This is a genomic window from Aeromonas sp. s7(2024) (genome assembly GCF_040907825.1).
In the GTDB taxonomy this organism is placed as follows: Bacteria; Pseudomonadota; Gammaproteobacteria; order Enterobacterales; family Aeromonadaceae; genus Aeromonas; species Aeromonas veronii.
On record NZ_JBFOCM010000025.1, the window covers coordinates 25,740 to 39,809 of the forward strand.

The following is a 14,070-nucleotide window of genomic DNA, read 5'->3' on the forward strand; positions in this document are numbered from 1 at the left end:
TAAGGAAATTATTATGTCTAACAAAATGACTGGTACCGTTAAGTTCTTCAACGCTGAGAAAGGTTTTGGTTTCATCTCCCCGGCTGACGGCAGCAAAGACGTGTTCGTACACTTCTCCGCTATCCAGTCCACCAGCTTCAAAACCCTGGACGAAGGTCAGCGCGTTGAGTTCACCATCGAGCAAGGCCAGAAAGGCCCGGCTGCTGCCAACGTAGTTGGTCTGTAATTCAAGCCGGAGCATACTGCTGATGGCTCATGCCAACCGCTGACAGCTCTGCAAGAATTTAAAAAAACCCGCCTCGGCGGGTTTTTTGTTGTTCCCCGCTTTTTTCCTCACTGATCTCCCCTCCACAGACCGCGTGATCCCTCCCTTACACGCTCTCACCGCTTGAGTCTTAGAATGAGCTCCGAATGGACTCAAAATGTAAAATAGTGACGAAAAAGTCAGGTTATCCGCTGTATTTGCCGCGAATTCTTGCTATTTTGCGCGCCACCAACGCAAACGATTTCCTTCACACTTTCAGGATTAGTTATGGCAAAGCAAGATATGGCCGCCCAAACAGGGACAGGCGGCTTTCTGGACTCTTATTTTTCCATTTCTGCGCGCGGCAGCAGCGTGCGTCAGGAGCTGGTCGCGGGGCTGACCACCTTCCTGGCGATGGTCTACAGCATCATAGTGGTGCCGAACATGCTGGGTGCTGCCGGCTTTGAGCAGGGCCCGGTGTTTGTGGCCACCTGTTTGATCGCCGCCTTCGGCTCCCTGCTGATGGGGCTGTGGGCCAAGCTGCCGATGGCCATCGGTTGCGCCATCTCTCTCACCGCCTTTACCGCCTTCAGTCTGGTACTAGGTCAGGGGCTGAGTATTCCGGTCGCGCTGGGCGCCATCTTCCTGATGGGCGTGCTGTTCACCCTGATCAGCGTCACCGGCGTACGCCAGTGGATCCTGGATAACCTCCCCTCCGGCATCGCCCACGGTACCGGCATCGGTATCGGTCTGTTCCTGCTGCTGATCGCCACCAACGGCGTTGGCATGGTGATCAAGAACGAAGGGGCCGGTCTACCGGTGCAACTGGGTGAAGTAACCGCTTTCCCGGTCATCATGACGGTGCTGGGTCTGGCCGCCATCTTCGGTCTGGAGCGTCGCAAGGTGCCGGGCGGCATCCTGATGGTGATCATCGCCATCTCCATCCTCGGCCTTATCTTCGACCCGAAAGTGACCTGGCAGGGCTTCTTCGCCATGCCGAGCCTGACTGGCGAGAAGGGCTCGCTGGTAGGCAGCATGGATCTGCTGGGCGCCCTCAATCCGGTGGTCATTCCGACCGTGCTGGCACTGGTGATGACCGCCGTGTTTGACGCCACCGGCACCATCCGTGCCGTGGCCGGTCAGGCGGGCCTCATCAACGAGCGTGGCCACATCATCAGCGGCGGCAAGGCCCTGACTGCCGACTCCGTCAGCAGCATGGTGGCAGGCGCCGTTGGTGGTGCTCCGGCTGCCGTCTACATCGAATCCGCCGCAGGCACCGCGGCCGGAGGCAAGACCGGTCTGACCGCTGCACTGGTCGGCGTACTGTTCCTGCTGATGATCTTCCTCTCCCCGCTCAGCTATCTGGTACCGGCTTACGCCACCGCACCGGCGCTGATGTATGTCGGTCTGCTGATGCTGGGCAACGTCACCAAGCTGGACTTCAGCGACTCGGTCGATGCCCTCTCCGGCATGCTGTGCGCCGTCTTTATCGTGCTGACCTGCAACATCGTGACCGGCATCATGCTGGGCTTCGTGGCGCTGGTCGTTGGCCGCATCTTCGCTGCCGAGTGGAAGAAGCTGAACGTCGGCACCGTCATCATCGCCCTGGCGCTGGTGATCTTCTATGCCGGTGGCTGGGCCATCTAACCCGTCCGCATATTCCGGTTATAGCGAAGGGCCCTGCGGGGCCCTTTTTCATGGCTGTGAGTCAGCTAACAGTTTCCCGCCTGTTTGCCCTGCGTCGTTTCAGATTGAAACACCCATACCTCTTCTGCTGTTTCAAATCCGAACCAAACAGGCCGTCATTTTTATCCCTTTTTCTGTCGTTAGACTGGCTCCATCAACCATTTGCCCACCCGTGCGGTGGCAAGCCAAGGAGTGAGCCATGAAGAAACTGATCAATGCCGTCGATGCTGTGGTCCGTGAACAACTGATGGGGATGGCAGCCGCCCACCCCGAGCTCAAGGTACGTATCGAACCCCACTACATCACTCGCGCCGACTCCCCCGTGATGGGCAAGGTGGCGCTGGTCTCCGGCGGTGGCAGCGGCCACGAGCCGATGCACGGTGGTCTGGTGGGCAAAGGGATGCTGGATGGCGCCTGCCCCGGCGAGATCTTTACCTCTCCGACCCCGGATCAGATGTACGAGTGCGGTCAGGCCGTTGATGGCGGCGCGGGCGTGCTGTTTCTGGTGAAGAACTACACCGGTGACGTGCTCAACTTCGAGACCGCGGTCGAACTGCTGCACGGCGATGGCGTAAAAGTGGGCTTCGCCCTGATCGATGACGACGTGGCGGTCAAAGACAGCCTCTACACCGCAGGTCGCCGTGGGGTTGCCACGACCGTGCTGTGCGAGAAGCTGGTCGGTGCCGCCGCCGAGGCGGGCTACGATCTGGCGCGCTGCGAGGCGCTGGCCCGTCGCATCAACAACCAGAGCCGCACCATAGGCGTGGCCATGCATGCCTGCACCGTGCCTGCTGCTGGCAAGCCCTCCTTCACTCTGGCGGACAACGAACTGGAGTTCGGCGTCGGTATCCACGGCGAGCCGGGCATTGAGCGCCGCCCCTTCACCGACCTCAATACTCTGGTGGACGACATGTTCAGCGAGCTGGCTGACAACACCCCCTACGGCCGTACCCTGCGCCATTGGGATCGCACCAGCGGCAGTTGGCAGGAGGAGCACACCTTTATCGAACCGCTGAATGCGGGCGATCGGGTCATCGCGCTGGTCAACAGCCTCGGCGGCACCCCCATCTCCGAGCTCTATGGCGTCTATGGTCGCCTCGCCACCCTGTGCGAGGAGGCGGGCATCCATCTGGTGCGCAACCTGATTGGCCCCTACTGCACCTCCCTCGATATGACCGGTATCTCCATCACATTGCTCAAGGTGGATGATGAGCTGATGACCCTGTGGGATGCCCCCGTTCACACCCCCGCCCTGCGTCGCGGCTGCTAAGGAGTACCGATAGCCATGCTAAGCAAACATCACATCGTCAACTGGCTGCTGGACTGCGAACACATCTTTACCGAGCAGCGTGACTACCTCACCGCGCTGGATACCGACATCGGCGACGGCGACCACGGCCTCAACATGCAGCGCGGCTTTGCCAAAGTGGCCGAGAAACTGCCTGCGGTGGCGGACAAGGATATCGGGCAGGTGCTGAAAACCACCGGCATGACATTGCTCTCCTCGGTTGGCGGCGCCAGCGGCCCGCTCTACGGCACCTTCTTTATCCGGGCCGCAGCCAGCAGCGATGCCTGCCAGAGCCTGAGTCTCAGCCAGCTGTGCAAAATGCTGAGCGACGGGGTCGAGGGGATCGTCTCTCGTGGCCGTGCCGAGCCGGGCGACAAGACCATGTGTGACGCCTGGTGGCCGGCACTGGCCGCCCTGCAACAGGCGCAGCAGCAAGAGTTGCCGCTCAACGAGGCGCTGGACAAGGCGGTGGCAGCCGCCGCGGCCGGTACCGAGGCGACCATCCAGATGCAGGCCCGCAAGGGGCGCGCCAGCTATCTTGGCGAGCGCAGCATCGGCCATCAGGATGCCGGGGCCACCTCGACCCTGCTGCTGCTGACCGCCCTGCGTGACAGAGCGAGGTTGTGACATGATCGGAATCGTAGTTGTCTCTCACAGCGCCCAGCTGGCGGCCGGCTTGAAAGCGCTGGCTGATCAGCTGGGCAGCCCGGCCCGATTGCTGCTGGCGGCCGGGGTCGATGACGCCGACCACCCCATCGGCACCGATGCCATCGCGGTGATGAGTGCGATTGAAGAGGCGGATGACGGCAGCGGCGTGCTGGTGCTGATGGACTTGGGCAGCGCTCTGCTGAGCGCCGAGACCGCCCTCGAACTGCTGCCCCCCGAGTTAAGTGCGAGGGTACGGCTCTGCCCCGCCCCGCTGGTCGAGGGTACCCTGGCCGCTGTGGTGGCGGCCGGTTCCGGCCTGACGCTGGATGAGGTGACCGCCGAGGCGCTCGGCGCGCTGGGCCCAAAACAGGCGATGCTGCCTGCCAGCGCGGCGCAGGCTGCTACCGAGACAGCCCCCGTTGCCGACGATGGCTGGCTGCGCTGCGAGGTTGTGGTCGATAACCCCCACGGCCTGCATGTGCGCCCCGCAGCCCGACTGGTGGCCGCCCTCAAGCCCTTTGCCGCTGAACTCAAGCTGCAAAAGGGGGATAAAGAGGCCAACCCCCGCAGCCTGACCCGGCTCGCCATGCTCAACGTGCGTCAGGGCGACCAGCTCACCCTGCTGGCGCGCGGGGAGGATGCCACCGCCGCACTGACCTGCTTCCAGCAGCTGGCCGACGAGCGCTTTGGCGACTGACGCCACTGTTTCAAGGGGCTGCACTCGCTCGCTGAGCCTGTGCAGCTTCATTCAAGACGAAGGAGTCCCCGGCACAGCCGCCCCTTCGCCCCGATTCTTAATTCATAAAGAGAGAGGGATAAAATATGGACCGCATTATCATCAGCCCCAGCAAATACGTACAAGGCAACGGGGCCCTCGCCAATATCGGCAACTACGTCAAAGCGCTCGGCAGCAAGCCGCTTATTCTGGCTGACGCCTTCGTCACCAAGCTGGTGGGCGATATCGTGGCCACCAGCTTCCACGGCGCCGGTATCAAGCCAGAGTTCGACTGCTTCAACGGCGAGTGCTCCCGCCCCGAGATCGACCGCCTGCTGGCCCGCTGCAAGCAGACCCCGTTTGACGTCATCATCGGCATCGGCGGCGGCAAGACGCTGGATACCGCCAAGTCGGTCGCCTTCTATCAGAAGGTGCCGGTGGTCATAGTGCCGACCATCGCCTCCACCGATGCCCCCACCAGCGCGCTGGCGGTCATCTACACCCCGGAGGGGCAGTTCAGCGAATACCTGATGATCCCGACCAACCCCAACATGGTCATCATGGATACCGGTGTGGTCTCCCGCGCCCCGGTGCGGCTGCTGGTCTCCGGCATGGGCGATGCGCTCTCAACCTACTTCGAGGCGCGCGCCAACAAGGTCTCCGGTTGCCAGACCATGGCCGGTGGCGCCTCCACGCTGGCGGCGCAGGCCATCGCCGAGCTCTGCTACAAGACTCTGCTGGCCGACGGCTACAAGGCCAAGCTGGCGGTGGAGCAGGGGCTCTGCACCAAGGCGGTGGAGAACATCATCGAGGCCAACACCTATCTGAGCGGTATCGGCTTCGAGAGCAGCGGTCTGGCCGCCGCCCACGCCATCCATAACGGTCTGACCCAGCTGGCCGAGTGTCACCACCTCTACCACGGTGAGAAAGTGGCGTTCGGTACCCTGGTGCAGCTGGTGCTGGAGAACGCACCGATGGCGGAGATCGAAACCGTGCTGGGTTTCTGCCGCTCGGTGGGCCTGCCGACCAACCTGCATATGATGGGGGTCAAGGAGCTGGATATGGCGCGCCTGATGGAGGTGGCCAAAGCCTCCACCGCCGAGGGCGAGACCATCCACAATATGCCGTTCAAGGTCACCGCCGAGGATGTGCTGGCGGCCATCGTCACCGCCCACCAGCTGGGGCTGTAACCACTGCACCGCTGACCTTCCCATATAAAAACGGCCCCGCAACTGCGGGGCCGTTTCGTTTTCTGCGGGCCTCTTGGCGACGACTCACCATCAGCCGTGATAGTCGGCGGGATCGATCTCGAGCAGCTTGAGTCGCCGCCACAGGGTGGTACGGCTGATACCCAGATGCTGGGCCATCTGGCTCACCTGCCCCTTGCAGGCGTGGGCGCAGCGCAAGATGGCTTGCCGCTCCAGCTCGGCCAGCGTGAGCAGCGGTTGCCCCACCACCTCATCCGCCACCCGCTGATAGCCGTGGCGAATGGCGGCGGGCAGCGCCTCCGGCGGGATCTGCCCCTGACCGGAGTGAAGCAGGGCATGCTCAACGGCGCTGCGCAGCTCCCCCAGATTACCGGGCCAGGGATAGGCGAGCAGACAGTCGAGGGCCGCCGGACTGAACTGGCGCACCGGCTCGCGCCCCTGCGCCGCCAGCTGCTGGCTGATAAGGCCCGGCAGATCGGCCGCGCGCTCCCGCAATCCCGGCAGCCACAGCTCGCACGCCTGCAAGGCATAGAGCAGCTGGCGGCCAAACTGCCCCTCCTGCACCAGCTGCTCCAACGGGGCGCTGCTGGTGGCGATGATCCGCACCTTGAGCGGCAGGATGCGGGCCGAATCAAAGCGCTGGATGCGGCCGGTCTTGAGCAGTTGCAGCAGCGCCGCCTGCATGGGGGCAGAGAGACACTCCACCTGCTCCAGCACCAGGGTGCCGCCGTGAGCCAGCTCGAACTTGCCCGCCCGCTCCTGCCCCGCCTCGTCGGAGCCCATCAGCTCCAGCGCCATCCGCTCGCTCGGCAGCGCCTTGCAGTTGAGGGTAATGAGCGGCCCGGCGGCCCGTTCGCTGCCAAAGTGAATAGCCTCCGCCAGCTGGGCCTTGCCCACCTCCTCCTCGCCGCGCAGCAGGATCGGCCCCTGACTCTGGGCCGCCTGCCGGGCATAGCGCAGCAGCTTGCGCATGGCGCTCGACTCCCCCACCAGCGCCGACAGCTCGGGCACCGTCTGGCGCAGCTGGTGAATGGCCCGCAGCCGATCGACCGGGTGCAGCAGGGCGATAAAGCTGACCCCCTCCGGCCCCGGCAGCGGCTTGAGGCTCACCAGCGCATTGATAAACTCCCCCTCCTGCGCGCCGAGCCGCTCCAGCGTCACTTCCACATGGCTGAGCGGCGTCTGCCCCTTGATGGCCAGCTGCAACCGCTGGGGCAACAGCAGGTGCTGCTCCAGCGGCTGGCCGAGACAGAGCGCCGGATCGAGCCGCAGCCGGTGTGCCGCCAGCGCGTTAAGGTAGCGCAGTCGCCCCTGCGGATCCCAGGCCAGCACGCCGTCATCCATGCCGTCGAGCAGGGCGTAAAGCTCGCTCAGGTGGTGCTGGGACTCCTGCATCAGGGTCTCCATCTGCAGCAGATGGGCCAGCTCGCGCCCCGCGCTGACGGTGAGCGCCAGATCGCCTGCGCTCGCCTCCTCCACCTTGCAGATCAAGGCGATGATGGCGACCTGACGGCCGTTGCTGTTGTAGACCGGGCTGGCGCAGCTGTGCCACGGGTGCAGGGTCTGGTTGAAGTGCTGGGTGCCGCTGACGCAGAGCGGTACCCCCTCCAGCGCAGCCAGATTGATGGCATTGGTGCCGATGCGCCCCTCGCTGAAGAAGGCGCCGGGGCCAAACCCCAGCACCGCCAGCTCGCGCAGGGTGTCGGGGTGGCCGGTCTGGGCCAGCAGGCAGCCGCTCTCGTCGGTGAGCAGCAGGGCGCAGGGGCGCCCCTCCATAAATTCGTAGAGATCCTCGAGGGCCATCTCGCCGGTGGTGAGCAGGTCGCGCTTGCGCTGGCGCAGGCTCTGCAAGGTCTGCCCCTTGGCGCAGTGGGGTGGATGCCAGAGGGTGGCACTGGTCTGGTGGGCGCAGCGCAGCCAAGATGCCTGCAGATAGTCGGGCCAAGCGAGCAGCGGCTGAAGGTCAGATGGCATGGTCACAGCAATATCCGGCAAGATGTGAGCCGACCATTTAACCACGCCAGCGCCCCCGATTCAGTGACCTACCTCAGAGGGTGGCAACCCCGCCCTCCTCCCAGTCGGGTTCGCCGTCAGCAAATTGCTGGCCGAGACACTCCTTCAATCTTTTGATATATAACCCCGCTCACACTACTGACTAGTTTGTGAAAAGGAGGCCGAATGGCGCTTTCCATTGCCGCCCCAAAAGTGTATTTTTGCCAGACGGCTAAAAAAAGAGCCAAAGGAAGACGTCTGGCGAATACGTTCAGCACACGAGATTGGTCGGCAATGTTGTGATTTAAAATGAATTTCTCGTGGCGGTGATTAGGGCGAAACTGAGTTATACGGAAGGCTCTATTAACGGATTAGTACCGCCTTCAAACTAGTCACTTTATATTCAAGGGTATATATGAAACTGCTTCAATGGACTTTATTTATTGATATGTTGGGCTATCGAGACATTAATGGTTCGATAAACTAGGAGGAATCGGCTAAAGAATTAGTTAGCTTTATGGAAGAGAATAAAGCTTTATTCGATTATCAGAATGACGATTGTTTCGTTGAACGCTACAAAAATAATAGCCAGTTTGACCTTTATGAGTTTTATGAAGTTAAACATGCTTTTGTTTCTGACTCACTTATTATTACATTCTATCCTAAAGAGGTTGAGTCATTAGTTAATGTTGACAAAATGTATATGCATTCAGCGAATGCTTTATTCATTATAACCATGAGGCTTCAAGCATTTATTTACAATTGTTTTAGTCAGAAAGGTGTATTTTTAAGAGGTGGGGTTTCTAATAAGTATTGCTATGTGAAAGATAATTTTGCTGTCGGTGAAGGTTTGATTGATTCTTACCTAGTTGAAAGCAAAATAGCAAGATATCCAAGAATTGCTTTGTCGCAAGACACGAGTTCAAATAAAAAGCTAATGGAAAAGATCAGGTTCCTTTCAAGGGTTATGTACAACGATAATCAACTTGTAGCCAAAGATCCTGTGGATAATGTTTATTACTTGGATTATCTGGCATATAACTTAGCTATTATCGATATTAGCTCAAAGCATGTTCAAGCTAGAGTGCTGGCTGATCGCTCAGGTTTTGATGCTCAGTTTGAATCCATACAACTATTTGTAAAGAATCATGCCAATGGCATCAAAGCGAAGTTAGTAGAACTAAACTCACGAATAGCTCCTTTACAGGGTAAAGATAGGGAGGCTGTAAAAAAGGTAATTGATAAATTTGAATGGTTGAAAACTTATCACAACAGTTTAGTCGTTAAGAGCTCTTTAGTATCAAAATACACGATAGAGTGAATATGACAAACAGTTTAAGCCCGTAGGTTCGATTAGCCGTCAGGCGTAATCGGACGTTCGCGTCAATCAATTCTCCCGCGATAACGGCCACCCGCATTTTCCCTCTGGTAGGCCGCCGCTGACTCACGGAGATAACCGTAAAATTAGGACACCCACCTTCCTGAGAAAACTGCTGTATCGCCAGCACGGCCAGAATGGATGCCCTTTTTATCGATAGTATGTTTCGAAAAATTCACGCCTACATAGCAAAGCATTTCAGAATGATTCGCAACGCTTGACATTTTCGGTGTAAGGTTGGGTTTCGTGTTTACGGTGCAATGGTTTAGGTTAGGTGGCAACGTAGCTCACCCCTTAATATGGCATTATCTCGTTTTAAAGGATTAGACATGATTAAGCTCAGACCCATGATCTCAAGTGAATATCCAGCGTATTGCGATTATTTTATTGATGATTACAGCCGTGAAATATCTCAAAATTATGGTCACTCAATAGATAGAGCGATCGAATTAGCTAATCAGGAGCTTCTTCATTGCTTTCCTAATGGCTTGGAAACCGATAAGCATGAATTATTGTGCATCGAATCAGATTTAGAATTAGTTGGTTATTTGTGGCATTCGATTAACGCCGATGATAAATCTACGTTTATTTATGACTTCTTCATTTTCTCAAATCGTCGCAATAATGGTTATGGGAAATTGGCAATTTCTGTGTTTGAATCAAAATTAACATCAATTGGGATTGCGCAAATTAAATTACGAGTAGCGTACCAAAATCAAAGAGCGTTAAAACTGTATCAAGATGTTGGCTTTGCCATTTCTGGCTACAATATGTCAAAAAAGATAGGCTTAAATTAGGAAATCCACCTTTCTGAACAAACTCCGTATAGCCAGCCCGTAGGTTTGATTAGCCGCAAGGCGTAATCGGACATTCGCGTAAATTAATTCCCGCTATAACGGCTACTCCGATTTCCCATCTGCCAGAGGCCGCTGACTCATGGATACAACCGAGACAGCGGCATCTCGATCGTCCGATTACGCTTCGCTAGTCGAGCCTGCATGCAACGGTAATATATGGGAGATGCAGGTTGGCGCGGATCTGCCAATCTGACGCCATCGCCATAATCAGAATCACCACAAATAACAGAGCCGCCCTTATGGGCGGCTCTTTGCATCAGCGATTAATGGCTAAATCGTCTTGTTACCGAATCGTCACTCGGCCTTAGGGGCTTCAACCGCCGCGGTCGCCGGTTGGTCATCTTCCTTGATCCAGGCATCCAGCAGGGTGTAGCCCACCGCCAGCACCACGGGGCCGATAAAGAGACCGATGATCCCCATGGTCAGCAAGCCACCGATTACCCCCACCAGAATGAGGATGAGCGGCAAGTCGGCGCCCCGCTTGATCAGGAAGGGGCGCAGGAAGTTGTCCATGGTGCCCGCAATCAGTGACCACACCAGCAGGAAGGTGCCCCAGGTGGTGTCGCCGCTCCAGTAGAGGTAGCCGATACAGGCCAGCAGCACCGGGAAGGGGCCGATCTGGGCAACGATCAGCAGGAACATCACTACCACCAGCACCATGGCATAAGGGATACCGGCAATCAGCAGGCCGACACCGGCTACCGAGGATTGCACCAGCGCAGTCACCACCACCCCCATCGCCACGGCACGGATCGCCTGTGAAGCGAGCACAGTGGCATTGTCGCCACGCTGGCCCGCCAGCCGGTGGGCAAAGCGGCGAATGCCGGTCGCCACCACTTCACCCGAGTGATAGAGCACACCACAGATACCGACCGTCAGCAGGAAGTGGACAAACAGCAGCCCCAGATTACCGGCCTGAGAGGCCAACCAGCGGGCGGTCTGGCCAAAATAGGGGGCCAGTTTGGCAAACAGCACCTGACCACCGCTCGCCAGAATTTGCTGCCAGAAGTCATAGAGCTTGTCGCCCACCAGCGGGATCTGTTGCAACCAAAGCAGCTCCGGCGGCGGTGACTGGCTGATATGGGTACCCAGCTCGATCAGCATGGGCGCCTTCTCCGCCACATTGGCCAGCGTCATAAAGAGCGGGATGACAAACATCAGCAGCAGCACCAGCGTCATAAAGAGGGCCGCCAGAGTGCGCTTGCCCCACAACAGGCGCTGCACCATCAACATCAGCGGCCAGGTGGCGATGGTGATCATGGTGGCCCACACCAGCGCAGGCAGGAAGGGCTGCAACACCAAGAAACAGGAGATAATCAGGATGCTGAGAAACAGCACCCCCAGGGTTATCTTGGCCAAATCCACTTTTTTCACATTCATAGAGTTCCCTTGTCAGAGCCGTTGCCCTTGGGTCGTGTGTCGCATTTCAAGAAAGAGAGTATCCACCAGAGGCCAGCGCTCAACCAGAGCCCCAGCCCGAAAAAGAGCACAAACTGGCCAAGCAGGATAGCCAGCGAACTGCTGGTCAGCAGCGGCAGCGCCCAGAGCCCCGCCCCGATCAGAGCGCCCCCCGCCAGGGTGACCGCGCCAGTCACAATGGGGGGATAACCGCCGCGGGTCAGGGTAAGCAAACCGCCAACCCAGAGCCCGAAGGCAGCCATGCCTATCCCGGCCAGATGGGCCGACTGGGTCAGCCCCCCGAGCGCCAGCGCAGATGCAATCAGCAGCAGCCAAGCCGCCGACTGCCTGTCGGCACGCCAGTAGGGACGAACCGCCAGCAGCAAGGTGCCTATCAGCAGGCCCACCGCCACATCGGAGATAAAGTGCACCCCGAGCCAGACCCGCGCCAGACCTGTGGTGAGCGCCAGCAGCAAGGCCAGCGAATAGGCCAGCCCGCGCCGGGCAGGCCAGAGCCAGCCAAGCAGCGCCCCCCAGAACAGCAGGGCCGAGGCGGTATGGCCGCTCGGCATGCCAAAGCCTTGCGCGCTCTGGGTTGCCAGTTCAGGTTGCAGATGGAAGGGGCGCGGCCAGCCGATCCCCTCCTTGCTCGCCTGCACCAGCAGCCCGAGCCAGAGCATGGCGAACAGCAGCTGGCGCAGCCGCGGCCACCCCAGCAGCGGGAGCAGCAAAGGTATCAGGGCAAGCTGAAAGCCGCCTGAACCAAACAGATTGCTGACCGACAGCCACAAGACATCGGGCCCTAGCCACTGCTGCAGCCGCTGCATCAGCGGAATCTCGACCTGATGCAGCGCATTGCCCTGCGCCACAAAATCGGCCTGCCAGCGCACCTCGCTCTCGGGCACCTGATCAAGCCTGGCTTGCAGCCAGTCGAGCTGATCCGGGAAACGGCGCTGCGCGCGGGGTAGCTTATCCACCGCGATCAAGCGGGCGTTAAGGATCTCCCCACCCAGATTGGGGGCCTGCAGCAGCGAGACAAAATCGGAATCTTGCTGGGCGACGATAGGCTCCAGAGTGCGGCAGGCAAAGACCTGCGCTTTCTGCCAGCGGCCAAGATCCGCGACGACTTCGCCGCGCAGGCCGGTCTCTTCATACAGCTCGCGCAGCGCCGCCTGCTCGGGGCGCTCGTCGCCATCTATGTAACCGCCACTCAGGCTGTAGCGGGAGGAGATGCGATCCTGCACCAGCAGCAGTTGATCCTGATGGCGGATGGCGCAGACTGCCGCCGTCGGTGCCGCCGGTTCGGCGCTCAGGGCTGGCAAAGCGGCAAACAGTGCCAGCAAGAGTAAAAAGAGGGTTCTCGACATCAATTTGCTTTCCCTATGCACAATGGCGACAAGCCTCCCAGAAATCAGATAGTTGGGCAACGGTAGCGGCCGGATCGCCGCGGCTCCCGCCACGCTGGCGGTGCACGGAAGATTGCGATGAAGCAGGGCACTCCCTACTATTGGCGGCTATCTTCAATTTCATGCAGCAAACGCTGGAGCCCTCCATGAGACAGTTCGGCTTTTTCCTCGGCATCGCCATCGGTGTCATTTTGATCCTGTTCGGCAGCATCGTCATCTTCCAGGCGCTCCCTGCCGCACTGGATGTACTGGAGATGCCAAGCCGCATCCCGTTCGTGCGCGAGGTCTACACCTGGCTGATGACCAGCGCCAACGGCCTGACCGCCCAGCTGGAGCAGAACTTCCTGGAAGCGTTCCAGACCGTGCTCAAGCTGATCCTGCTCATCACCTTCATGTGGGTCTGCGTCAAGCTGGTCAACATGGGGGTGCTGATTATCCGCGCCGGGGTTGATCTCATCCGCACCGCCATCGCCCACAGCGAAGGGCCACACGACCAGAAGAAGCCGGATCAGCACGATCACTTCTGACTCTGACATGGTCGATGGATGTGAACACTGCCGCCCCCAACCGGGGCGGCAGTGTTATATGCGCGGTATGGAGGCCCCTCCCAGCCCCCATGGATACCCGATAAAGCAGCGCTTTCCCTTGTGAATCAGCAAACTGCCCATATGTTGCATCACCTTGACATGGTTTGCGCGCCGCGCCGCGGCTGCCCGGTTTCTATCCCGACCCCGTGCTCTGGTATAATCGACCACCTCTTTTCCCCGTTATGGAGCCTGTTCATGCCCAATCATGCAGAAAGTGCCCTCGAGGTTCGTCTCGACAAGTGGTTGTGGGCGGCCCGTTTCTACAAGACCCGCTCCATTGCGCGGGATCAGATAGACGGGGGCAAGGTGCACTACAATGGTCAGCGCAGCAAACCGGGCAAACAGGTGGAAGTGGGTGCACTGATCCGCTTCTGGCAGGGGCAGGACGAACGCGAAGTGCGGGTGCTGGCCTTGAGCGAGCAGCGCAAATCAGCCCCGCTGGCCCAGCAGCTCTATGAAGAGACCGCCGAGAGCCTGAAAAAACGGGCCGAGAACAGCGAGGCACGCCGCTTCAACAGCCAGTTTGCCCCCAGCCCCGAGCGCCGCCCCGACAAGCAGGAGCGACGCCAGTTGCTCAAGGTCAAACAGTACTGACCGACCCCGATTTGATACCGGGCTGGCATCAACCCCAGCCCGCCCGATTTACCTCACCGAAAAGCCAGG

General features: G+C 59.3%; 13 protein-coding genes. 10 read left to right on the forward strand and 3 right to left on the reverse strand.

Going from position 1 to position 14,070, the window contains the following annotated elements; genetic code table 11:
- Positions 1-13: 13 nt before the first annotated feature.
- The 6 genes from cspA to AB5Y73_RS11465 all read left to right on the forward strand — a co-directional run bounded on the left by cspA (position 14) and on the right by AB5Y73_RS11465 (position 5,771).
- The gene (gene cspA, locus AB5Y73_RS11440; RefSeq protein ID WP_005316548.1) at positions 14-226 is read left to right on the forward strand and encodes an RNA chaperone/antiterminator CspA; all 213 of its coding nucleotides are present in this window, start codon (positions 14-16) and stop codon (positions 224-226) included.
- Between the two features lie 306 nt (positions 227-532).
- Positions 533-1,891, forward strand: coding sequence for an NCS2 family permease (locus tag AB5Y73_RS11445; protein ID WP_005340164.1), 1,359 nt, complete (start codon positions 533-535; stop codon positions 1,889-1,891).
- A 238-nt stretch (positions 1,892-2,129) separates the two neighbouring features.
- The gene (dhaK, locus tag AB5Y73_RS11450; RefSeq protein ID WP_040067692.1) at positions 2,130-3,200 is read left to right on the forward strand and encodes a dihydroxyacetone kinase subunit DhaK; all 1,071 of its coding nucleotides are present in this window, start codon (positions 2,130-2,132) and stop codon (positions 3,198-3,200) included.
- A gap of 15 nt (positions 3,201-3,215) precedes the next feature.
- The gene (gene dhaL, locus AB5Y73_RS11455; RefSeq protein WP_021231630.1) at positions 3,216-3,845 is read left to right on the forward strand and encodes a dihydroxyacetone kinase subunit DhaL; all 630 of its coding nucleotides are present in this window, start codon (positions 3,216-3,218) and stop codon (positions 3,843-3,845) included.
- 1 nt (position 3,846) lies between these two features.
- The gene (gene dhaM, locus AB5Y73_RS11460) at positions 3,847-4,563 is read left to right on the forward strand and encodes a dihydroxyacetone kinase phosphoryl donor subunit DhaM (RefSeq protein ID WP_107682199.1); all 717 of its coding nucleotides are present in this window, start codon (positions 3,847-3,849) and stop codon (positions 4,561-4,563) included.
- 125 nt (positions 4,564-4,688) lie between these two features.
- On the forward strand, positions 4,689-5,771 hold the full coding sequence (locus AB5Y73_RS11465; RefSeq protein ID WP_118854333.1) for a glycerol dehydrogenase: 1,083 nt from the start codon (positions 4,689-4,691) through the stop codon (positions 5,769-5,771).
- Positions 5,772-5,861: 90 nt separating this feature from the next.
- Here the strand turns inward: AB5Y73_RS11465 and dhaR are convergent, their stop codons facing one another.
- Positions 5,862-7,763, reverse strand: a complete 1,902-nt coding sequence (gene dhaR / locus AB5Y73_RS11470) for a dihydroxyacetone kinase operon transcriptional regulator DhaR (RefSeq protein WP_118854799.1) — start codon at positions 7,761-7,763, stop codon at positions 5,862-5,864.
- Between the two features lie 535 nt (positions 7,764-8,298).
- On the opposite strand from dhaR, the gene AB5Y73_RS11475 reads away from it, so the two are divergent.
- Positions 8,299-9,102 carry a hypothetical protein gene (locus AB5Y73_RS11475; RefSeq protein ID WP_107682201.1) on the forward strand — a complete coding sequence of 268 codons (804 nt, stop codon included), beginning with the start codon at positions 8,299-8,301 and terminating at the stop codon, positions 9,100-9,102.
- A gap of 386 nt (positions 9,103-9,488) precedes the next feature.
- Positions 9,489-9,956, forward strand: coding sequence for an N-acetyltransferase (locus AB5Y73_RS11480; RefSeq protein ID WP_107682202.1), 468 nt, complete (start codon positions 9,489-9,491; stop codon positions 9,954-9,956).
- Between the two features lie 354 nt (positions 9,957-10,310).
- Here AB5Y73_RS11480 and ydiK read toward each other — a convergent pair whose 3' ends face one another.
- Entirely contained in the window at positions 10,311-11,396 is a 1,086-nt protein-coding gene (ydiK, locus tag AB5Y73_RS11485) for an AI-2E family transporter YdiK (RefSeq protein WP_058059023.1), read from the reverse strand.
- Positions 11,393-12,781, reverse strand: coding sequence for a phosphatase PAP2 family protein (locus AB5Y73_RS11490; RefSeq protein WP_107682203.1), 1,389 nt, complete (start codon positions 12,779-12,781; stop codon positions 11,393-11,395). Before AB5Y73_RS11490 ends, ydiK begins: the two co-directional genes overlap by 4 nt.
- Positions 12,782-12,966: 185 nt before the next feature.
- On the opposite strand from AB5Y73_RS11490, the gene AB5Y73_RS11495 reads away from it, so the two are divergent.
- Positions 12,967-13,347 (forward strand): hypothetical protein, encoded by a 381-nt coding sequence (locus AB5Y73_RS11495; RefSeq protein ID WP_005340143.1) that lies wholly within the window; start codon positions 12,967-12,969, stop codon positions 13,345-13,347.
- 255 nt (positions 13,348-13,602) lie between these two features.
- Positions 13,603-14,001, forward strand: coding sequence for a ribosome-associated heat shock protein Hsp15 (hslR, locus tag AB5Y73_RS11500; RefSeq protein ID WP_005340141.1), 399 nt, complete (start codon positions 13,603-13,605; stop codon positions 13,999-14,001).
- Positions 14,002-14,070 lie beyond the last annotated feature (69 nt).

Coding starts and splice junctions, on each gene's coding strand:
- AB5Y73_RS11475 (WP_107682201.1), top strand. CDS start 8,299: ATGGAAGAGAATAAAGCTTTATTCGATTATCAGAATGACGATTGTTTC.
- AB5Y73_RS11490 (WP_107682203.1), bottom strand. CDS start 12,781: ATGTCGAGAACCCTCTTTTTACTCTTGCTGGCACTGTTTGCCGCTTTG.
- dhaL (WP_021231630.1), top strand. CDS start 3,216: ATGCTAAGCAAACATCACATCGTCAACTGGCTGCTGGACTGCGAACAC.
- AB5Y73_RS11480 (WP_107682202.1), top strand. CDS start 9,489: ATGATTAAGCTCAGACCCATGATCTCAAGTGAATATCCAGCGTATTGC.
- dhaR (WP_118854799.1), bottom strand. CDS start 7,763: ATGCCATCTGACCTTCAGCCGCTGCTCGCTTGGCCCGACTATCTGCAG.
- AB5Y73_RS11465 (WP_118854333.1), top strand. CDS start 4,689: ATGGACCGCATTATCATCAGCCCCAGCAAATACGTACAAGGCAACGGG.
- AB5Y73_RS11495 (WP_005340143.1), top strand. CDS start 12,967: ATGAGACAGTTCGGCTTTTTCCTCGGCATCGCCATCGGTGTCATTTTG.
- dhaK (WP_040067692.1), top strand. CDS start 2,130: ATGAAGAAACTGATCAATGCCGTCGATGCTGTGGTCCGTGAACAACTG.
- cspA (WP_005316548.1), top strand. CDS start 14: ATGTCTAACAAAATGACTGGTACCGTTAAGTTCTTCAACGCTGAGAAA.
- AB5Y73_RS11445 (WP_005340164.1), top strand. CDS start 533: ATGGCAAAGCAAGATATGGCCGCCCAAACAGGGACAGGCGGCTTTCTG.
- hslR (WP_005340141.1), top strand. CDS start 13,603: ATGCCCAATCATGCAGAAAGTGCCCTCGAGGTTCGTCTCGACAAGTGG.
- ydiK (WP_058059023.1), bottom strand. CDS start 11,396: ATGAATGTGAAAAAAGTGGATTTGGCCAAGATAACCCTGGGGGTGCTG.
- dhaM (WP_107682199.1), top strand. CDS start 3,847: ATGATCGGAATCGTAGTTGTCTCTCACAGCGCCCAGCTGGCGGCCGGC.